Raw genomic sequence first — 20,259 nt, 5'->3', positions numbered from 1 at the left:
TCCGGTGGGGACCGCCGTCGTATGCTGCCGGACTGACTCTAGGAATCGCCGCCGGCGTTGCCGGTGGTTCCGGCATTGACGTTGTGCAGGCGGTACTTCTCGATCGCCTGGGCCGGAGCCTGGGCATCCACCTCGCCGCGGCGGGCCAGCATCTGCAGGGAACGGACAACCACGGAGTGGATGTCGTTCTTGAAGAAGCGGCGGGCTGCGGCGCGGGTGTCGGAGAAACCAAAGCCGTCGGCTCCGAGCGAGGCGAACTCGTTCGGGAGGAACTGGCGGATCTGGTCCGGCACGGCCTTCATGTAGTCGGTGACGGCCACAATCGGACCGGTCGCGCCGGCAAGCTGTTCGGTGACGAACGGAACGCGGGCGGGCTGGCCGGGGTTGAGGAAGGCTTCTTCCTCGGCGGCCATGGCATCGCGGCGCAGTTCCGTCCAGGACGTCACGGACCAGACGTCCGCGGAGACGCCCCAGTCCTCGGCGAGGACCCGCTGGGCTTCGAGGGCCCAGGGGACGGACACACCGGAGGCAAGGATCTGCGTGCGCGGGCCGTCAATCTTGGCCGGTGCCAGCAGGTAGATGCCCTTGATGATGCCCTCGACGTCGAGTTCCGCCGGTGCTGCGGGCTGGGAAATCGGCTCGTTGTAGACCGTGATGTAGTACATCACGTTCCGCGACGGGTCGTTGTCCGCCGGTCCCGGACCGTACATGCGGTTGAGGCCGTCGCGCATGATGACGCCGATCTCGTAGCCGTAGGCGGGATCGTAGCTGAGGACTGCCGGGTTGGTTGCGGCCAGGATGGGTGAGTGCCCGTCCGCGTGCTGCAGCCCTTCACCGGTCAGCGTGGTGCGGCCGGCCGTGGCGCCGATGATGAACCCGCGGGTCATCTGGTCCGCTGCCGCCCAGAAGGAATCGCCCGTGCGCTGGAAACCGAACATCGAGTAGAAGACGTAGATCGGGATCAGCGGTTCACCGTGCGTGGCGTAGGACGTGCCCGCCGCGGTGAACGCCGCCACCGAACCGGCCTCGTTGATCCCGGCGTGCACGATCTGCCCGGAGATGGACTCCTTGTACGCCAGGACCAGCTCGCGGTCCACGGACAGGTAGTTCTGGCCGTTCGGGTTGTAGATCTTCGCGGTCGGGAAGAACGCGTCCATGCCGAAGGTGCGGGCCTCGTCCGGGATGATCGGAACGATCCGCTGGCCGAATTCCTTGTCCCGCATGAGGTCCTTGAGCAGCCGGACGAAGGCCATGGTGGTGGCCGCCAGCTGCTTGCCGGAGCCGCGGTTCGCGACTTCGTAGACCTTTTCCGCCGGGAGGGTGACCTCGGAGTGCTTGGAGCGGCGTTCGGGGACGAAGCCCCCGAGCGCGCGGCGGCGATCCATGAGGTACTGGATCTCGGGGGAATCCATGCCGGGGTGGTAGTACGGGGGCCGGTAGAGGTCCCCTTCGAGCTGGTCGTCCGTGATCGGGATGCGCAGGTGGTCGCGGAAAGCCTTGAGGTCCGCGAGGGTGAGCTTTTTCATCTGGTGGGTCGCGTTGCGGCCCTCGAAGTGGGTGCCCAGGCCGTAGCCCTTGACGGTGTGCGCGAGGATGACCGTGGGCTTGCCCTTGAACTCGGTCGCGGCCTTGTACGCGGCGTAGACCTTGTTGTAGTCGTGGCCGCCGCGCTTGAGGTTCCAGATCTGGTCGTCGGTGAGGTCCTGGACCATTTCCTTCGTCTGCGGGGTCTGCCCGAAGAAGTGCTCGCGGACGAACGCGCCGGACTCGGCCTTGTAGGTCTGGTAGTCGCCGTCGACGGTTTCGTTCATGATCTTCACGAGCGAGCCGTCCTCGTCCTTGGCCAGCAGGTCATCCCACTCCCGGCCCCAGACGACCTTGATGACGTTCCAGCCCGCGCCGCGGAAGAACGCCTCAAGTTCCTGCATGATCTTGCCGTTGCCGCGGACGGGTCCGTCGAGGCGCTGGAGGTTGCAGTTGATCACGAAGTTGAGGTTGTCGAGCTTGTCGTTCGCGGCGAGCTGGAGCAGGCCGCGGGACTCCGGCTCGTCCATTTCCCCGTCGCCCAGGAACGCCCAGACCTGCTGGTCGCTGGTGTCTTTGATGCCACGGTTCTGCAGGTACCGGTTGGACTGTGCCTGGTAGATCGCGTTCATCGGGCCGATGCCCATGGAGACGGTGGGGAACTCCCAGAACTCCGGCATCAGGCGCGGATGCGGGTAGGAGGACAGGGCATGTCCTTCCTTGGACTTCTCCTGCCGGAAGCCGTCCAGGTCCTCCTCGGAGAGCCGGCCTTCCATGAAGGCCCGGGCGTACATGCCGGGGGAGGCGTGGCCCTGGAAGAAGATCTGGTCCCCGCCGCCGGGGTGGTCCTTGCCGCGGAAGAAGTGGTTGAACCCAACCTCGTACAGCGTCGCGGCACCGGCGTAGGTGGAAATGTGCCCGCCGACGCCGATATCGGCCCGCTGCGCCCGGTGCACCATCACCGCTGCGTTCCAGCGCAGCCAGGCCCGGTACTTCCGCTCAATTTCCTCGTCGCCGGGGAACGGTGCTTCCTGGTCCACAGGGATCGTGTTGACGTAGTCCGTGGTGGTGACCATCGGAACGCCCACGCTCTGCGCGCCGGCCCGCTGAAGCAGGCTGCGCATTATGTACTGGGCACGTTCGGTGCCCTGTTCCTGAATCAGCGTATCCAGGGACTCCAGCCATTCGGCGGTCTCTTCTGGATCACGATCAGGCAGCTGGTTTGTCAACCCGCTGAGGATATGGGAGGTCTCTTCTCCTGCAGCCACGTCCAACCTCTCTTTGAGCGCATTCATCGGCACCCTCAGCTCCGGCAGGGTAACTGCCTGGCGTGAACGCGACGTGTGCGACATATCGGTTACAACTGCCCGGTCATGTGCGCCGGGCAAGGTCCAATCACAACTATTCCCGCCTGTGTCAGCGGGGCGTTCGCCCTCGCGGGCGTAGTCGTCATCAGCCACTCTAGCCCTCACATCTCGGGGATGCGTAGCTGTCGCGTGGGGGTCCGGTTGTATTTGACGGGCATACTGGTTGTGTGACGATGTGCCGCCCGGCGGTGCTCGGATCGCCGTGTGTGACGCAGAATATGGCGGATCGCGGGGCCAACAGCTTGAAGCGCAGGCGCAAAGGGTGTTGGCTTGGAGTAATGGAAATCACTAGAGCTTTTGAAAACACCAAGCATAGGAGCAACACGTGAGCGAGGCCGACGCCGCCACTTCGGTAAATGTGGCGGAAAAACTGGGTTTCAAAACCGGTGACCTGATTCAGGAATTCGGCTATGACGACGACGTCGACTTCGATTTGCGCGACGACATCGAAGATCTCACGGGCTCGGAACTCCTCGATGAGGACGACCACGAGGTGGTCGATGCCGTCATTCTTTGGTGGCGGTCCGGCGATGGTGACCTCGTTGACACCCTGGTTGACTCGCTGACCACCCTTGCTGAGGGCGGCGTTATCTGGGTGTTGACCCCGAAGTCCGGCCGGGTGGGCTATGTTTCACCGGCGGACATCCAGGATGCCGCACCCACCGCGGGCCTGCACTACACCACCTCCGCGGGCGTCTCCAAGGACTGGAGCGCCACGCGGGTCACGCGGAAGAACAAGTGACCCAAGCCGGCGCGGTCCGTCTCCTCGGGGATGAGGCCGCTGACGCACAGGCTGTGCCCGCTCTCGGCGGTGTCGCTCCCGACTTTGAGCTGTTGAACCAGTTCGGTGAGCCGGTGAGGCTTTCGGAACTCCGGGGCCGGAACGTCGTGATCGTGTTTTTCCCGTTCGCCTTCTCCGGCATCTGCACGGGTGAGCTGTGCGAAATCCGGGACCACCTGGCACTGTTCGAGGACGCCGACGCCGCCGTCCTGGGGATCTCGGTGGACAGCAAGTTCGCCCAGCGGGCCTATGCGGAAAAGGAAGGCTATGCCTTCGACCTGCTGGCGGACTTCTGGCCGCACGGGGCCGTCGCCGAGCAATACGGCGTGTTCGACCCCGCGAGCGGCATGGCCAAGCGCGGAACCTTCATCATCGACGCAAGCGGGATCGTCCGCTACAGGGTGGTGAATCCCCGCGGCCAGGCCCGGGATTTCGCAGAGTACCGGTCCGCTCTGGCGGGACTCGGCGGGAGCTGACGCAGTGAGGACACGGCGGCCCGGGATCGGCATGACTGGTTTTGCCAGCCTGCCCCCGGTCCCCGCCGGGACTCCCGCCCGGGACGAGCTCGAGGTCCTGCGGGAAATCCACAACATTCTCGCAGGGGAGCGTTTTGCGCTGCTAACCGGGGCCGGGCTGAGCACCGATTCCGGTATCCCGGACTACCGCGGGCCGGGCGCCGCCCCCCGGGCGCCCATGACATACCAGGAATTCGTCGGCGAAGCGGACAACAGGCGCCGCTACTGGGCCCGGAACCACATCGGATGGTCCCACCTGCGACGTGCCGACCCCAATGACGGCCACGCCGCCGTCGCCCGGCTGGAGCACCGCGGGCTGCTCACCGGACTCATCACCCAGAACGTTGACCGGCTCCACGAGGACGCCGGGAGCGTCAACGTGGTGGACCTGCACGGCCGCTTCGACCGGGTGGTCTGCCTCGCCTGCCACCGGAGCTACAGCCGGACGCTGCTGGCGGGTGTGCTGGAAGAACTCAACCCTGGTTTCCTGGAACGGGCGCTCTCGGGCGGCCTGGTCGAAATGGCTCCGGACGCCGATGCGGTGGTCGAGGACGCCGCCCTGATCGAGAGTTTTGTCGTGGCCCACTGCCCGGCCTGCGGCGGCACGCTCAAACCTGATTTCGTTTACTTCGGTGAGAACGTCCCCAAGGACCGGGTGGAACGCTCGTACGCCATGGTGGACCAGGCCGGTGCCTTGCTGGTTGCCGGCTCCTCGCTGACGGTGATGAGCGGCCTGAGGTTTGCCCGGCACGCTGCCAAGCACGGAAAGCCCGTTGTTATCATCAACCGGGGCCAGACCCGCGGGGATGAGCTTGCGACCGTCAAGCTCGACGCCGGCGTCAGCGAGGCGCTCAGCTGGCTGGCTGCTGAACTCCCGCCGCTCTGAGTCCGATTGGCGCTCCGCAGGGTTCGTCCGGTACAGTAACTGTTCGTTGGTTCAAGCGCGCAAGCGCGGAAACAGCGGTTTGGGTCTTTAGCTCAGCTGGTAGAGCGCCACGTTTACACCGTGGATGTCATCGGTTCGATCCCGGTAGGACCCACCAAGACAAACCCCGTCAGTGCGCGCCCAAGGGCCGCACGGCGGGGTTTTTTGTGTTTCGCTCTGCCGCGGGGGCACTGAGCAAGGGAACCGTGAAGACTTGGCGCCTTGAAAGGCGGACGCTGCAGCTCCTGTGCCAACGGGATGCCGGGCAGTCCGGCCCCGGCGTCGGGGGCCTCGGGTTGGGTGCGCTTTTCCCGAGGCATTGGGGACCATTGGCCCTGAGGAACGCGGTCCCGGGGCGCGGAAACTGAAGACGGGTTCGGTCAGGCAGTCCCCGCGCGGGAGCGATCACGGACACCTCCGGTCCATGGCACGGAACAGCCGAAAGGAAGACTGAGATGAATGAACCCGGCACCTTCATCTGGAACGAACTCGTCACACCCGATCAACAAATTGCCGGCACCTTTTATAGCGAGTTGTTCGGATGGGACCGCCACGAAGTCGACGCGGGGCCGCTGGGCACCTACACCCTCTTCCGCCGCAATGGCCAAGACGTGGCCGGGATGATGAATCCGACCCCCCGCGACTATGCCGGCTCGCCGCCGCCACGATGGATCGGATACATTGCCGTGGCTGACGTGGACGCAATCGCCGGCCACGTCCGCGGCCTTGGCGGAACCGTGCTCGAGGAGCCGCACGACATCCCGGAGGTCGGCCGCATCTGCATGTTCACCGACCCAACAGGAGCGCTTGTGTACGTGATGCAGCCCCAAGCGAGCTCGGAGCAAAGCGACAGCGGGCGTTAGTTCCGCAGCTGGGGACCGACCGCCCGACCGGTGGCTGCGGGTGAGTGCGTCGCCAGCCCGTGGTCGGGTTCTCGGCCAGCAAAACGGACGCAAACTACCCGTGATGCTCGAACGCGGATTCCCTCCGGCCACTGTGCCCGCAACGACGATTGACCGGAATACCTGGTCACTGTAGACCTCGAAGTCGAGCATCGCCTCAACATACTGCCGGGCATGGTCCGTGGAGCGGTCCTTGGTGGCTTTCAGGGTATTTACCAGTTCCAGCCGCCGCTTAAGCTCGTTGCGCAACGCCGCGGTCAGGAAGGTCCCGACCTCGTCTGGTGAACCGGTCTCGACAGCACGTTCGGCAAGTGGGATGACCGGTCCAACTGAGAGGCCGGCAGATTTCAGACCTGTGTACGGCCCGCCTTCCCCGGCGCGGTGAATGCGCACAACAGTTTCGAAGAAGAGGCGGTCCGCCACTTCGCGAGCCCCCGGCGCCAAGCCCCTAACAGGCATCACCGTGTCAAACATGGCCCGGACCTCGGCTTCACCGTCGGGGTGGACGAAGGGCAGGACGAGGTTGACGTCGGCGGCCTCGAGCGCCTGTCGCGCAGCGGCGACTACGGGGCCATCCATTGAGTCGCGGTGCGGGGGCATGGTTCTTCCGGTCTAAGGCTCGCGATTATGTTTGGCGATAGCGAGGAGCGGTCGTTCCTGCACGTTTCACTCTGATCCAGTGCCGCGATGCGACAGTAGGGTCGAAGGTCCCGACGCGTTCGGTGGCAACCAGTCAACCCCCGGCGGCTGCTTGAAGGAGCCAGCGCCGGGCGGTGCCCTGCTCACATCTCCACGGCGGGGCAGCGCCGCGGATATTGTCGGAGCCTGACCCTACCGTGGCTGGCATGGAACACGTCATGGTGAAATCTGGTCCGGATGGACAGCCCCTCGCGGTGGTGCGCGCCGGCCGCGAATGGATCGTCGGCGCTGAGCCGGTCCGCTGGTTCGAGCGGGTGAGCTGGTGGGAGGCAGAGCGGCGGATGCCCAAGGGACTTAGCCGCGTTGATGTCGAGGTATGGCAGGTCCAGGCGAGGCTTGGCCGAAATTCGGGTTCGGCCCTCACCACGATGGAAATCATCCGTGACGGTCTGGGCGGCGGCTGGCGGCTCCGGGAGGCGGTCGCGGACGCGGCCTAGACGCTTCATCACCGTGGCATTTCGTACCGCATGCGCCGGGGCATTGGAAAGGCCCTCCACCGCGACTATTGGGGGATGCCGCGGTGGAAGGCCTGAAACGAATATACCGTGAATATTTGGAAATGTGAAACACGCGGCGGCGACTCTGAGCGGCAAAAATGCCTATTCGATGGCGTAATTGCTGGCTTCGGGTCGCCCGTCAACGGCCTGCGCCCTCGGGTCGACGTCCCGCGGGGAGCCTGTCCCGGCCGACGTTGCCGACAGGCGTTGCCGAATGGAGTCTCCGACCGAAGCGGCTAGTAGAAGTGAACAGGGTCGACAAGGTGGGGGAGATCGCCGCCGTCGAGGAATATCCGCAGATTGCTGCAGAAGCGGTCGGAGATGAGACGGTTCTCCGCTGCGCTCAAGGCGGAGGAGTGCGGGGAAACCATCACTCCTGGGTGGTTCCACAGCGGACTGTCCGCAGGGAGCGGTTCGACGGCGAACACGTCCAGGCAGGCGTAGGACACCTGGCCGTTGTCGAGTGCCTCCAGCAGGGCGTCCTCGTCGACCACGGTGCCGCGGCCCACGTTGACGAACACGGTGCCCGGCTTCATTGCGGCGAAGATGTCGTGGTTGAACAGCTTCTCGGTGTAAGGCGTGCCGGGCAGGGTGTTGACGACGGCGTCGGCGGCCGGGAGCAGCCCGGCGAGGCCGTCGTTGTCCGTCACTTCCTTGATTCCGTCGAGTGCCTCCACCGTGCGCTTGGTGCCGCTGACGGTCATCCCGAGGGCGCGGGCGATCCGGGCCGTTTCCAGTCCGATCTCGCCGAGTCCGGTGATCACCAGGTGTGAGCCGCTGACCAGCCTTGTGGGAGTGCGCACCTCCGGCCAGGTCTTGGCGGCCTGGTCCCGGGCAAGTTCCGCGGTGCGCTTGAAGCCGTTGAGGACACCGAGCGCCGAGAACTCAGCCAGCGGCAGGGCATGCACCCCGGCGGAGTTGGTGATTTTGAGCTTGCCGAGGGCCTCGGTGTCGAGCCCCGACGCCTTCACGGTGCCCCCGGCACCGGCCGCCATGGCCTGGATCCACTGCAGATGCGGGTTGCTGGCCACGATCCGGGCCAGCCCGCCGGGGTTCTCGTTCGGGATGCCGTAGAGCACCTGGGCGCTGTTCAAAAGCGCCCAGTAACGGTCCTCCTGCTCCCGGGTGCGTCGGAAGGCCGGGTCCCCGGTGTGGTCGGCGGGGTAGCGTTCCGGGGGGAGCAGATCGGGCTCGTACAGCACGGTCACGGACGGGTCGACAGCGCGGATGCGCTCCACGTGCTCGGCTTCGAGGGGGACGGCGATCGCGACAACGGTCTCAACAGGGGTCATGGAACCATCCTATGGACTGCGGCCTCGCTGGCGGCCCGGACGGCCGAGCCCTTGTTAGGGCCGCTGGACCGGGACAAACACCCTGGGCTGGTCCTTCCATTCGGGTTCCATCTCCGCGATGGTCTCCCGCATGATCCGGTCCGAGGCCTCGCGGGCTGCTGCGGGGTTTCCGGCGGCGATCGCCTCCGCCAGGTCCACGTGCCGCTGCAGCGCCGTGTCGCGGGGGTGGTCCGGCATCAGGCCGTGCACCGTGCGGCCGGTCAGCGTCTCAGCCACCTGGCCCACCATGTTGGCGAACATCTCGTTCCCGGAGCCGGTGAGCAGCAGGGAATGGAAGCGGATGTCCAGTTCCAGGAACCGCGGCACGTCCCCGGCCTGCCCGGCGTCGCGCATGGCGTGCGAAACGTCCACGAGCTCGCGGCGGATCTCCCCGGGGGCGTTGACGGCGGCCAGTTCGGCGGCAACGGGTTCGACGGCGGTGCGCAGTTCGGCGAGGGAGCGCAGCTGGGCGCCGCGGCCTTTGCCGGCGAGCCGCCAGCGGATCACCTGGGGGTCGAAGGGGTTCCAGCGGTTGGCCGGCAGTACCCGGATGCCCACACGCTTGGTCGTTTCGACCAGTCCGAGCGACTGAAGGACCCGCACCGCCTCGCGGACCACCGAACGGGACACTTTGAGTTCATCTTCGAGGTGCTCGGCCAGCATGATGTGGCCGGCCGGGAGCTCGCCGGCGACGATGCGGGCGCCCAGGTGCTCAATCGCGCGGTGGTGGAGGCTGGTTGACATAGTCGTAAGCATAGTGCGGCCGATACTGTTCCAGCCGACGTTGCGGCCCGGACCGGCGCAGGGGGCGCCGGAAATCATAGACTGTTTGTGACGCGCCATATTCCGCCACGTGGGCACTGCTTTCCAGCTGGCCGCGGAAATACATATGGTTTATTGACAGCCACTGATCCCAAGAAGACAGTCCCGCCTCATGCGCGGGACGAACTGCACCCGTTGCACAGAAATGAATTGGAGTTTTGATGTCAGCACACATCGGTGTCACCGGCCTTGCGGTGATGGGGGCCAACCTCGCCCGCAACCTGGCCCGGAACGGCTTCACCGTTGCCCTGCACAACCGGTCCGTTGAGAAGACCGATGCCCTGCTGGCTAAGCACGGCACGGACGGCGACTTCATCCGCACGGAGACCCTGCAGGAGCTCGTCGACTCGCTGGAGAAGCCGCGCCGCGTGCTGATCATGGTCAAGGCCGGCAAGCCGGTCGACTCCGTGATCGAACAGCTCGAGCCGCTGCTGGAACCGGGCGATATCATCATCGACGCCGGCAACTCCCACTATGAGGACACCCGCCGCCGCGAGGCAGCGCTGGCCAAGAAGGATCTGCACTTCGTCGGCATCGGGGTCTCCGGCGGAGAGGAAGGCGCCCTTATCGGCCCCTCAATCATGCCCGGCGGCTCGAAGGAGTCCTACGACGCCCTGGGCCCGCTGCTGGAGAAGATCGCCGCCCACGTCGACGGCAAGCCCTGCTGCGCCTGGATCGGCACCGACGGCGCCGGCCACTTCGTCAAGATGGTCCACAACGGCATCGAATACGCCGACATGCAGGTCATCGGGGAAGCGTTCGACCTGCTGCGCTCCGGCGCAGGGATTGAACCGGCCGAGCAGGCCCAAATCTTCGCCGAGTGGAATAAGGGCGACCTCGCCTCCTTCCTGATCGAGATCTCCGCCGAGGTCCTCGGCCACGTGGATGCGAAGACCGGCAAGCCGTTCGTCGACGTCGTGGTGGACGCCGCCGGGCAGAAGGGCACCGGCCGCTGGACGGTCATCTCCGCGCTCGAGCTGGGCTCGCCGACCTCCGGCATCGCCGAATCGGTCTTCGCCCGGGCCCTGTCCTCCCAGACGGAGCAGCGGAAGCTGGCCCAGGAACTGCTCGCCGGCGGCGAGACCGACGTCGAGGTCCCCGAGAGCTTCGTCGAGGACGTCCGCCAGGCGCTGTACGCCTCCAAGCTGGTCTCCTACGCCCAGGGGCTGGACATGCTCACCTCGGCGGCCAAGGAATACGGCTGGGACCTGAAGCTGGACGAGATCGCCTCGCTGTGGCGCGGCGGCTGCATCATCCGCGCCGAGCTGCTCAAGGAGATCACCAAGGCCTACGCCGCGGCGGAGAAGCCGGCGAACCTGCTGTTCGCCCCGGCGTTCACCAAGGCGATCGCCGACGTCCTCCCGGCCTGGCGCCGGGTGGTCTCGACCGCGGTCCAGCTCGGCATCCCGGTACCGGTGTTCTCCTCCTCGCTGGCCTACTACGACGGCCTGCGCCGCAAGCGCCTCCCGGCCGCCGTGATCCAAGGCCAGCGCGACCTCTTCGGCGCGCACACCTACGGCCGCGTCGACGCAGAAGGAACCTTCCACACCCTTTGGGGCGAGGACAAATCTGAAATCGAGGCAGTGGACACCCACTAGTCTCACGGCTGAAGCAGGCGGCCGGTGCTCCCCGTTACGCTGGGAGCACCGGCCGTTCGCGTTTCCCCGGGCTCCCCTCCCGGGGCTCCCGGCAGCCGGCAGCCCCCGTCAGCGTCCCAGGAGTGCAGCAGATGTCCCAGCCCGTAGCATTTGTCACCGGTGCCTCCACCGGAATCGGTTATGAGACAGCCTGGAAGCTCGCGGCGCGCGGTTTCACGGTCTACGCCGGGGCCCGTCGCGTCGAGAAGATGGAACCCCTCAAGGCGCATGGAGTGACGGTCGTGGCGCTGGACGTCACCGACGAGGATTCCATGACCGCCGCCGTCGACCAGGTGATTGCCGCCCACGGCCGGGTCGACGTCCTGGTGAACAACGCCGGCTACGGTTCCTACGGCTCGCTGGAGGAAGTGGAGCTGGCCGAGGGGCGGCGGCAGTTCGACGTCAACCTCTTCGGACTGGCGCGGATGACCCAGCTTGTGTTGCCCGGAATGCGGGCCGCGGGCCGGGGGAGGATCATCAACGTGTCCTCGATCGGCGGACAGATGTATGAGCCGCTGGGGGCCTGGTACCACGCCACGAAGTTCGCCGTCGAGGGCCTGAGCGATTCACTGCGGATCGAGCTCAAGCCCCACGGCATCGATGTGTCCATTATCGAGCCGTCGGGAACGGAATCCGAGTGGGGCGCCATCTCCGGCGACAGCCTGCTGGCCACGTCCGGGCACGGACCTTATATGGACCAGGCGAAGGTGGTGGCGGCGGCGCTGGCATCCACCGTCGGTTCCATCATGTCCACGCCCCCGGACGTCATTGCCGACGCCATTGTCCACGCCGCAACATCCCCGAAGCCCAGGACCCGCTATCCGGTGGGCAAAGGCGCCCGGGCCATCCTGCTGCTGCGGCGGCTGCTGCCGGACCGGGCCTTCGACGTCGTGATCTGGAACATCAACAAACGGTTTCCCGCGTAGCGTCCGCCCTCATGCCGGTACCGGCGGCCGGCCAGAGCCGGCCAGAGCCGGCCAGAGCCGGTCAGATCCGGTATTCGATCAGGTATTCGGCCGGGTCGACGGCGGGCTTGGTCTCACGCTGCGCGTCTCGGTGCCGCCAGGTGGCCGGCACCCCGGTGAGGATCGATTCCGCCGGGGCATCCTTGACCACCACGGCATTGGCGCCCACGGCGCTGTCCCGGCCGATGGTGATCGGTCCCAGGATCTTGGCTCCGGCGCCGATGACGACGCGGTCCTCGAGGGTGGGGTGGCGCTTGACCTTGGCCAGGGAGCGGCCGCCGAGCGTCACGCCGTGGTAGATCATGACGTCCTCGCCGATTTCGGCGGTCTCACCGATGACGACCCCCATGCCGTGGTCGATGAAAAAGCGGCGGCCAATCGTGGCTCCGGGGTGGATCTCGATCCCGGTGAAAAAGCGGGCCAGCTGGGATATCAGCCGTGCCGGGAAGCGAAGCGCCGGGTTCTGCCACAGCCGGTGCGTCAGGCGGTGCGCCCAGATCGCGTGCAGGCCGGAGTAGGTAAAGAAGTTCTCAATGGACCCCCGAGCCGCCGGGTCGTGTGACCGGGCGGCGTCGAGGTCTTCCTTCAGTCTTGCGAAGAAGCTCACAAAGACCTTTCTACGAAATCGTGGATTGCGGGCCGGACTCAGCCGCGGATGTCGTCGTACAGCACGGTGGAGATGTAACGCTCACCAAAGTCGCAGACAATCGCCACAATCAGCTTACCGGCGTTCTCCGGGCGCTTGGCGAGTTCCAGGGCTGCCCAGACGATCGCGCCGGAGGAGATGCCGCCGAGGATGCCCTCCTTGACGCCGAGTTCGCGGGCCACGCGGACCGAGTCCTCCAGGGTGGCGTCGAGGACCTCGTCGTAGACGTTGGTGTCCAGGATTTCCGGAATGAAGTTGGCGCCGAGGCCCTGGATCTTGTGGGGGCCCGGTGCACCGCCGTTGAGGATGGCGGAGTCCTTCGGCTCGACGGCGATGATCTGCACCTCGGGCTTGCGCTCCTTGAGCACCTGTCCGACGCCGGTGACGGTTCCGCCGGTGCCGACGCCGGCGACGAAGATGTCCACCTTGCCGTCGGTGTCGGACCAGATTTCCTCTGCCGTGGTCTCGCGGTGGATCTCGGGGTTGGCCTCGTTGGCGAACTGCTGGGCCCAGATGGAATTCTCCGTGTTGGCCACGATCTCCTGGGCCTTCTCCACGGCGCCACGCATGCCCTCGGAGCCGGGAGTGAGCACAATCTCGGCACCATAGGCGCGAAGCATGACACGGCGTTCGGTGGACATGGTTTCCGGCATGGTCAGGATGACCTTGTAGCCGCGGGCGGCGCCGACCATGGCCAGGGCGATTCCGGTATTGCCGGAGGTGCCTTCGACGATGGTGCCGCCGGGCTTGAGGGCACCGGACTTCTCCGCTGCGTCGACGATCGCGACACCGATCCGGTCCTTGACGCTGTTGGCCGGGTTGTAGAACTCGAGCTTGACGGCCACCGTGGCGTCAAGGCCTTCGGTCAGCCGGTTGAGCCGCACCATCGGGGTGCCGCCGACCAGCTGGGTAACGTCGTCATAGATCCGTGCCATGGGTGTCTGCGCCTGTCTGTTGAAGAGGGAATACTGAGGTCAGCCTAACGATGGCCCGCGGACCCCTGCTAAGCATTAAGCCATGCTGAGTAATATTTCCTGGCCTTGGCCAGCTTCGGATTGATGATCACCTGACAGTAGCCCTGCTCGGGGAACTTGGCGAAGTAGTCCTGGTGGATTTCCTCCGCCCGGTGGAACACCGGCAGCCGGCACACCTCCGTGACGATCGGATGCGCCCAAAGCGACTGGTTTCGATCGATCGCGTCCTCAAAGAGGATCTTTTCCTCGGTCGTCTCGTAGAACATGGAGGAGCGGTACTGGGTTCCGACGTCGTAGCCCTGACGGTTAAGCGTGGTGGGGTCGTGGAGTGCGAAGAACATGTCCAGGATGACCACAGCCGGGATGATCTCCTCATCGAAGGTCACCGCCACCACCTCGGCATGGCCTGTCGTTCCGGAGCAGACTGCGTAGTAGTCGGGGTTGCGGTCATGGCCGCCGGTGTAGCCCGAAACGACGGCGCTGACACCCTTGGTTGTCTGGTAGACGGCGTCGAGGCACCAAAAGCAGCCTCCGCCGAGGACAAAAGTTCTCATGCCTTCTTCAATGGTTGAACGGCCCCGAAGATTCCCGGCGGCTCCGGGCTTGCCCGTAGATAGGGTAAAAATGGGGTATGGAACCTGTAAACACCGACGTTTCAGCTGGCCCTTCCGAAGGAACCGACGCTCCCGGCAACCAACCCCGGGAGACACCCGGGGCGCCCACCCTGGGCATGATCCTGCTGGCCGTGGAAGAGCTCTGGCCCGAATCCCTCGCGGAGGACTGGGACGAGGTGGGCCTCGTGGCCGGCCGGCCCTCCGCCGAGGTGAGCAGGATCCTCTTCGCCGTCGACCCGACGCTCGAAGTGATCGAGGAGGCCATCGAATTCGGCGCCGAACTGCTCATTACCCACCATCCGCTGTTGCTCAAAGGGGTCACCTCGGTGGCCGCGACCACCGCCAAGGGCCGGGCCGTGCACCGCCTGATTGAGTCGGGTACCGGGCTGCTGACGGTCCACACAAACGGTGATTCCGCCGTCGGCGGCGTCTCGGACGTCCTCGCCGACGCCTTGGGCCTGCAGAACGTCACCCCGCTGACCCCGGCCGCGAACGGTCTGCCGGAGGAAGGCATCGGAAGGGTCGGGGACCTCAAGGATGTCCTAACCCTGGGCGACTTTGCCGCCCGCGTGTTCGGCATCCTGCCCGCGGTCGCCGGCGGGGTGCGTGTGTCGGGGGACCGGGACGGGCTGGTACGCCGCGTCGCCGTCTGCGGCGGCGCCGGTGATTCCCTCTTCGGCGAGGTCCGGGCGAGCAACGCCGACGTCTACCTGACCGCGGATCTCCGGCACCATCCGGCGTCGGAAGCCCGCGAGGCGGCGGTCAATGACCGGCCGTACCTGATCGACGTTTCCCACTTCGCCAGCGAATGGCTGTGGCTGCCGGCCGCGGCGGAGGCGCTGGGCAACGTGCTGAGCGATCAGGGGCACGACGTCGAGATCCGGGTCAGCACCACCAACAGCGATCCGTGGGACTTCATTCTGACTCCGGGCTAAGCCTGGCGTGCGAGGGGCCCCGGGTGAGCGTAGCGAGGCTGGGGAGCACGCTAGGCGCTAGAGTCTAGGGAGCGCCGAATAGGTGCCCGGCTCCGGCCGGAAGGGAACAAGCGGAGGTAAATAGTGGCCAAGGCAGCACCGGCGGAACAGTTGAAGTTGCTCGAATTGCAGGGACTTGATGCAAAACTCAAATCCCTGTCCAACCGCCGCCGAAGCCTTGAAAGCGACTCCCGGATCACCGATCTTGAAGCAGCCCTCAGCGTGGCCAACGGTGAACTCGGGGCTGCGAAGGTCGCCGTCCACGACGCGGAACTCGAGCTCAAACGCGCCGAAGCGGATGTGGAGCAGGTCGCCTCCCGGATCGAACGTGACGAGGCGAGGCTCAACAGCGGCACCGGCCTGTCCAAGGACCTCGTGGCCCTGCAGCGCGACCTGGTGTCCCTGAACAAGCGCCGCTCCGACCTTGAGGACGTCGAACTGGAAGTCCTGGAGCGGCTGGACTCACTGCGCCTGCGCCAGGCCACCCAGCAGCAGATCGTTGATGACATCCAGGGCTCCTTCGGCTCCATCCGTTCCGAGCTGGACGAGCAGATCGCCGAGATCGCGGCCGAGGCCACGGTGGTGCGCGGCAAACGCGCCGAGTTCGCCGAGGGTCTGGATGCCGGCCTCCTGGCGATCTACGAGAAGACCCTGGCCAAGCGGGGGGTCGGTGCCGCCCGCCTCTTCCATGGAACGTCTGAGGGCTCGGGCATGCAGCTGAGCCCGGGCGACCTCGCCGAAATCAAGGCTGCGGCCGAGGATGACGTTGTGTTCTGCCCGGATTCCGGCTGCATTCTGGTCCGCTCCGCTGAGTGGTCGTAACCACCCAGAACTAAATACGCAGCAGGGGCCGTTCTGAGCACTCAGAACGGCCCCTGCTGCGTTCAGTTGGGCAGGATCAGGTTGAGGGTGTGCGGCTTCCGGGCCGTGCCCTCGACCAGTTCGGCGGTCCACTTCTCGGCCGCCGCCTTCTCCAGCTGGGCGGGGGTCTGCGGAGCCTTGCCCCGGCGGGCCAGCAGGTGCCGGGCAAATTCGCCCCGGGTGTGCTTCGCGAAGTGGCTGACCACTTTCCGCGCGCCGTTGACTTCGGTGAACACGTTCACGGCAACGGTCTGCGGGGGCGGGGGAGTCCACGCGGCGGCGTAGGTGCTGGAGCGGCAGTCCACCAGCAGCTCCCCTTCCGTGGACGACGCGAGGGCCGCATTGAGCTGCGGCTTCCAGAAGGACGCCAGGCGTCCGACTTCGGGCAGTGCGGTCGCCATCGACAGCCGGTAGGCAGGCACCCGGTCGCCGAAGCGGATGGCACCCCAGAGCGCGGAAATGACCAGGACGCACTCGTCCGCCCTCTTCCGCTGCGCCGGGGTGAGGGAGTTGTAGTCCAGCGCGTCGTAGAGCACCCCGGAGTAGACCTGGTGGGCGGGGGCCGCAGGCTCGGCGTGCAGCCTCGTGTTGCGTTCGACGTCGGCCCGCAGCGAGGCGCCAACGCCAAGCAGGGCCAGGGCGTCCTCATGGGCGCTGACCGTTCCGAGCCCCTCCAGCACCGTGGCCCGGTTCGCGTTCAGCCCGGGGAAACTCAGGGTGGTCCAGTCGACGGCGTTGCCGGCCGTGGCGGGGGTTTTGCCTTCGGAGGGCGGCAGCAGAATCAGCACCGTCCAATCTTAGCGGCGGCCCGCTGCCGGGTTCGTACGGAGCCGGCCCGCCTCCGGAGCCGCGCAGCGGCCCACGGGTCAGCCTGTTCAGCGGAGGTTGCGGCCGAGGAAGGACAACACTTCGGGCAGGATGGAGCGCCAGTAGCTGTCGTCGTGCCCGCCGGACTGGAAACCGCCCTCGACGGCGCCCGGGAGTTCCGCCCGGTAGTCACGAACAGTCGCGGCAAGGTCGTCCCCGGTGCCGCAGTCGATCCGTTTGGGTACCGCCGCGAGGCGGGCCCGGAGCGCGAACACATCGTGGGCCGCGAAGTCGGCCGGACTGTCGAAGGCGGTGTCCATGCTTGAGCCGTAGTGCTCCCAGACCGCCGGACTCATGGCCGCCACGGCCCGGACCCCGGGCAGCCGCCCCTGGGACGCGAGCAGGAGGGAGCCGAAGCCTCCCATCGAGAGGCCGAAGAGGCCGATCCTGCCCAGGTCATAACCCTTCTCGCCGAGGAACGGAACAAATTCCTTGACCAGCATCGCCTGGGTGTCGCTGCCGTCGGCGCGGGGGTGCCACCAGGTGTTCCCGCCGTCCACCGCGGCGAGGGCAAACGGTTCGCCGCCGGCGTCGAGGTGCCGCTGGAGCGCCTCGTGGGCCGCGAGCCCATCCAGCATGACGGCGTGGCTGCCGCCGAGTCCATGAAGGAACACGGCCACGGGAAGTTCGGGCTGCGCGCCGCCGGGCGGCAGTTCAGGCGCGGCCAGCGACCAGTGGCTGGCGATCCCGGGGCGGAAGGCCGAGACAAATGATCCCGTGCTGGTCCGGACCGTCAACGGGGCTGCGGGGACCGGTGGTGCGGCCGTCGTCGGGCTGGCCGGGGCGGCGCGGGACGATGGCTGTGAAGACGATGCGGCTGAGGGGGCAGCGGGTGCGGTGTCGGCGGTGCAGGCCGCGAGAGCTGACACGCCCAGTCCGATTCCTGCCAGCTCAAGGAGCCGGCGCCGGCTCAGGGCGGATTGGTCCATTCCCCGATCATAGGCCCGGCGCCCGGTGGTGTCCCCGGACGGGTCCGCGCTGACCGTAGAATGGACAGCGGATGGGTTGACCAGGCGGCCGCGCGTCACGCAAGTGGCTCGAGGAACGTCCGGGCTCCGCAGGGCAGGGTGGTGGGTAACGCCCACTCGGGGTAACCCGCAGGCCAGTGCCACAGAGAACAGACCGCCTGCATGCGGCGCGTGCTTGCACGGGCTGCAGGGCAGGTAAGGGTGAAACGGTGGTGTAAGAGACCACCAGCTTCCCGGGTGACCGGGAAGGCTAGGTAAACCCCACCCGGAGCAAGGCCAGACAGGGCACGTTTGAGGGCTGCTCGCCCGAGTGCCCGGGTAGGCTGCTGGAGGGCGTCGGCAACGGCGTTCGTAGATGGATGGCCGCTATTCCCGCGCTGGTAACGGCGCGGGAACACAGAACCCGGCGTATCGGTCAACCCATCCATTCACACCACAGGGAGTCCCTGCCGCCGTTTCCGCTGCCGGGCGCCTTTTGCCTGCCCGGATGCCTGCGCGGATACGGGCCGACCCGAATGCTTGACATCGTCCCGGCGGGACCAGAGACTGCAGGGAACGTTTCAAACAACGGCGCAGTCAGCGAAAAGCATAGGAGTCATAGTGCCGGACGACGAAAGCTACGACTATGTCATTGCCGGGGGTGGCAGCGGCGGCAGCGTTCTGGCCGGCAGGCTCAGTGAAGACCCCTCGGTGCGGGTCCTTCTGCTTGAGGCGGGCAGGTCCGACCGTCATCCGTTCATCCATGTCCCCGCGGGTTTCCCGAAGCTGAAGAACGGCCCGTACCAGTGGGACTACGCCAGCATTCCGCAGAAGCACTGCAACGGCCGCCGCATCCCGCTCGCCCAGGGCCGCGTGCTGGGCGGCGGAGGGTCCATCAACTCCCAGGTGTTCACCCGCGGCGTGGCCGAGGACTACGACAGCTGGGTCACGGATTTTGGCTGCGAAGGCTGGTCCGCCGATGAAGTGAGTGAGTACTTCGTCCGATCGGAGTCGAACAGCCGGCTCTCGGCGCCGCACCACGGCACCCAGGGGCCGCTCGGAGTCTCCGACCTGCTTCGCCCGCACAAGCTCTCGGCGGCCTTCGTAAAAGCGGGTCAGGAATTTGGGCTGCCCTACAACAGCGACTTCAACGGCGCCCAGCAGTACGGCGTCGGTTTCTACCAGACCACCACCAAGAACGGCCGGCGGTGCAGCGCGGCCGTCGCCTACCTCCGGCCGGCCCGCAGGCGGCCCAACCTCACTGTCCGGGCCAACGTGACGGTCTCCCGGGTGATCGTCAGGAACGGCCGGGCCGTCGGAATTGAGGCGATCGAAGGCGGCAGCGCGCGAACGTACAGCGCCGGCCGCGAGGTCATTGTCTCCGCGGGTGCCTTCGGTTCGCCCAAGCTGCTGCAACTCTCGGGCATCGGCGATCCGGAGGATCTCGCCGCCGCAGGCATCGATACCGTCCACGCCCTGCCCGGCGTCGGCAAGAACCTGCATGACCACTGCGACGTTGACATCGTCTACGAACTCACCGATTACCACAGCCTGGACCGGCTCAATCAGGTGCGCCCTGCCACGGTCCTGGCCGGTGTGGAGTACCTTGCCTTCCGTTCGGGACCGTTCGCCTCAACCCTTGTTGAGGCCGGAGGCTTCAGTTACGCAAACAAGGATGAAAAGACCCCCGACCTGCAGTTCCACTTCCTCCCCGCCGCGCGGTTGGGGACGGGCGCCACGGCTTTGAAGCCCGGATTCGGTGCCACATTGAACTCCTATTTCCTGCGGCCACGGAGCCGGGGAACCGTCCGTCCGGTGTCCTCCGATCCAAGCAAAGCACCGCTCATCGATCCGAACTATCTCGCCGACGACTACGACCTCGAGATGGCCATCGCCGGGGTGCGGCAGAGCCGCGAGATCATGGAGCAGTCGTCGATGGCGGCGCTTACCAAGGCTGAGCACATCGGCGACGGCACGCGGGTGGAAACCCGGGACGAGTATGTGAATTTCGTGCGCTCCTACGGGCGGACCTCGTACCACCCGGTCGGCACGTGCGCCATGGGAACCACTGATGATTCTGTCGTTTCGCCGCGGCTGAAGGTCCACGGGCTGGAGGGACTGCGCGTCGTTGATTCCTCGATCATGCCCCGGCTGGTCAGTGCAAATACGCAGGCGCCGACCATCATGATCGCGGAAAAGGCCGTCGACATGATCCTGCAGGACGCGCGGTAGGCGTGCTGAGGAGACAGTGAGCGCGGCGGCCCCCGCTGTGTGAGTCATTTCACGCGTCACCGGGCACCGGAGCAGGCCGGGCCGCCGTTAGACTGGATGCTGAACGTAGAAGTTCTGCCGCCGGGTCTGCGTTCGCAGCCGGTGGCTTTTCTTTGCTCGACACAGGCGCCCGGGGTGGA

18 protein-coding genes, 1 tRNA gene, 1 other RNA gene and 1 pseudogene are annotated in these 20,259 nt (G+C 66.4%); 12 read left to right on the top strand and 9 right to left on the bottom strand.

Going from position 1 to position 20,259, the window contains the following annotated elements; translation table 11 throughout:
* Positions 1–38: 38 nt before the first annotated feature.
* Positions 39–2,819, bottom strand: a complete 2,781-nt coding sequence (gene aceE, locus ASPU41_RS18010) for a pyruvate dehydrogenase (acetyl-transferring), homodimeric type (protein WP_197515704.1) — start codon at positions 2,817–2,819, stop codon at positions 39–41.
* 397 nt (positions 2,820–3,216) lie between these two features.
* Between aceE and ASPU41_RS18005 the strand changes: the two genes are divergently transcribed.
* From ASPU41_RS18005 to ASPU41_RS17985, 5 genes are all read left to right on the top strand, one after another.
* On the top strand, positions 3,217–3,633 hold the full coding sequence (locus ASPU41_RS18005) for a DUF3052 domain-containing protein (protein WP_069952071.1): 417 nt from the start codon (positions 3,217–3,219) through the stop codon (positions 3,631–3,633).
* Positions 3,630–4,148, top strand: a complete 519-nt coding sequence (locus ASPU41_RS18000) for a peroxiredoxin (protein WP_069952070.1) — start codon at positions 3,630–3,632, stop codon at positions 4,146–4,148. The genes ASPU41_RS18005 and ASPU41_RS18000 overlap by 4 nt, the downstream gene beginning before the upstream one ends.
* 31 nt (positions 4,149–4,179) lie before the next feature.
* Positions 4,180–5,073: an NAD-dependent protein deacetylase gene (locus tag ASPU41_RS17995; protein WP_442856213.1), complete on the top strand. Its 894-nt coding sequence runs from the start codon at positions 4,180–4,182 to the stop codon at positions 5,071–5,073.
* Between the two features lie 81 nt (positions 5,074–5,154).
* A tRNA-Val gene (locus ASPU41_RS17990) sits at positions 5,155–5,230 on the top strand.
* Between the two features lie 337 nt (positions 5,231–5,567).
* Positions 5,568–5,975, top strand: a complete 408-nt coding sequence (locus ASPU41_RS17985; RefSeq protein ID WP_069952069.1) for a VOC family protein — start codon at positions 5,568–5,570, stop codon at positions 5,973–5,975.
* 231 nt (positions 5,976–6,206) lie between these two features.
* Here ASPU41_RS17985 and ASPU41_RS24125 read toward each other — a convergent pair.
* A pseudogene (locus tag ASPU41_RS24125) lies at positions 6,207–6,593 on the bottom strand (DUF6448 family protein); the annotation flags it as partial.
* A 278-nt stretch (positions 6,594–6,871) separates the two neighbouring features.
* Here ASPU41_RS24125 and ASPU41_RS17975 point away from each other — a divergent pair.
* The gene (locus tag ASPU41_RS17975; protein ID WP_083266605.1) at positions 6,872–7,150 is read left to right on the top strand and encodes a hypothetical protein; all 279 of its coding nucleotides are present in this window, start codon (positions 6,872–6,874) and stop codon (positions 7,148–7,150) included.
* 296 nt (positions 7,151–7,446) lie between these two features.
* On the opposite strand, the gene ASPU41_RS17970 is transcribed toward ASPU41_RS17975, so the two are convergent.
* On the bottom strand, positions 7,447–8,502 hold the full coding sequence (locus tag ASPU41_RS17970; RefSeq protein WP_069952066.1) for a D-2-hydroxyacid dehydrogenase: 1,056 nt from the start codon (positions 8,500–8,502) through the stop codon (positions 7,447–7,449).
* Between the two features lie 54 nt (positions 8,503–8,556).
* Positions 8,557–9,285 (bottom strand): FadR/GntR family transcriptional regulator, encoded by a 729-nt coding sequence (locus tag ASPU41_RS17965; RefSeq protein ID WP_069952065.1) that lies wholly within the window; start codon positions 9,283–9,285, stop codon positions 8,557–8,559.
* A 239-nt stretch (positions 9,286–9,524) separates the two neighbouring features.
* Here ASPU41_RS17965 and gndA point away from each other — a divergent pair, with 239 nt between their 5' ends.
* Together gndA and ASPU41_RS17955 are read left to right on the top strand one after the other, a co-directional pair.
* The gene (gene gndA, locus ASPU41_RS17960) at positions 9,525–10,961 is read left to right on the top strand and encodes an NADP-dependent phosphogluconate dehydrogenase (protein WP_069952064.1); all 1,437 of its coding nucleotides are present in this window, start codon (positions 9,525–9,527) and stop codon (positions 10,959–10,961) included.
* A gap of 131 nt (positions 10,962–11,092) precedes the next feature.
* The gene (locus ASPU41_RS17955; RefSeq protein WP_069952063.1) at positions 11,093–11,926 is read left to right on the top strand and encodes an oxidoreductase; all 834 of its coding nucleotides are present in this window, start codon (positions 11,093–11,095) and stop codon (positions 11,924–11,926) included.
* Between the two features lie 61 nt (positions 11,927–11,987).
* Here ASPU41_RS17955 and epsC read toward each other — a convergent pair whose 3' ends face one another.
* From epsC to msrA, 3 genes are all read right to left on the bottom strand, one after another.
* Positions 11,988–12,572: a serine O-acetyltransferase EpsC gene (epsC, locus tag ASPU41_RS17950; protein ID WP_069952062.1), complete on the bottom strand. Its 585-nt coding sequence runs from the start codon at positions 12,570–12,572 to the stop codon at positions 11,988–11,990.
* 38 nt (positions 12,573–12,610) lie between these two features.
* Entirely contained in the window at positions 12,611–13,546 is a 936-nt protein-coding gene (gene cysK, locus ASPU41_RS17945; RefSeq protein ID WP_069952061.1) for a cysteine synthase A, read from the bottom strand.
* 68 nt (positions 13,547–13,614) lie between these two features.
* Positions 13,615–14,139 (bottom strand): peptide-methionine (S)-S-oxide reductase MsrA, encoded by a 525-nt coding sequence (msrA, locus tag ASPU41_RS17940; protein WP_069952060.1) that lies wholly within the window; start codon positions 14,137–14,139, stop codon positions 13,615–13,617.
* A gap of 77 nt (positions 14,140–14,216) precedes the next feature.
* On the opposite strand from msrA, the gene ASPU41_RS17935 reads away from it, so the two are divergent.
* Together ASPU41_RS17935 and ASPU41_RS17930 are read left to right on the top strand one after the other, a co-directional pair.
* On the top strand, positions 14,217–15,134 hold the full coding sequence (locus ASPU41_RS17935) for a Nif3-like dinuclear metal center hexameric protein (protein ID WP_069952059.1): 918 nt from the start codon (positions 14,217–14,219) through the stop codon (positions 15,132–15,134).
* 123 nt (positions 15,135–15,257) lie between these two features.
* The gene (locus tag ASPU41_RS17930) at positions 15,258–15,995 is read left to right on the top strand and encodes a zinc ribbon domain-containing protein (RefSeq protein WP_069952058.1); all 738 of its coding nucleotides are present in this window, start codon (positions 15,258–15,260) and stop codon (positions 15,993–15,995) included.
* 62 nt (positions 15,996–16,057) lie between these two features.
* On the opposite strand, the gene ASPU41_RS17925 is transcribed toward ASPU41_RS17930, so the two are convergent.
* Positions 16,058–16,822 (bottom strand): YaaA family protein, encoded by a 765-nt coding sequence (locus ASPU41_RS17925; RefSeq protein ID WP_069952057.1) that lies wholly within the window; start codon positions 16,820–16,822, stop codon positions 16,058–16,060.
* Between the two features lie 87 nt (positions 16,823–16,909).
* Complete coding sequence (locus ASPU41_RS17920) at positions 16,910–17,830, bottom strand: alpha/beta hydrolase (RefSeq protein WP_069952796.1); 921 nt, start codon at positions 17,828–17,830, stop codon at positions 16,910–16,912.
* 72 nt (positions 17,831–17,902) lie between these two features.
* On the opposite strand from ASPU41_RS17920, the gene rnpB reads away from it, so the two are divergent.
* Positions 17,903–18,296: RNase P RNA component class A (rnpB, locus tag ASPU41_RS17915), an RNA gene on the top strand.
* A gap of 173 nt (positions 18,297–18,469) precedes the next feature.
* On the top strand, positions 18,470–20,080 hold the full coding sequence (locus ASPU41_RS17910) for a GMC family oxidoreductase (protein WP_069952056.1): 1,611 nt from the start codon (positions 18,470–18,472) through the stop codon (positions 20,078–20,080).
* Positions 20,081–20,259 lie beyond the last annotated feature (179 nt).

It is taken from the genome of Arthrobacter sp. U41 (assembly GCF_001750145.1).
Lineage (GTDB): Bacteria > Actinomycetota > Actinomycetes > Actinomycetales > Micrococcaceae > Arthrobacter.
The sequence above is the reverse complement of the archived record's forward strand: the minus strand, read 5'-3'. Positions and strand labels throughout refer to the sequence as shown.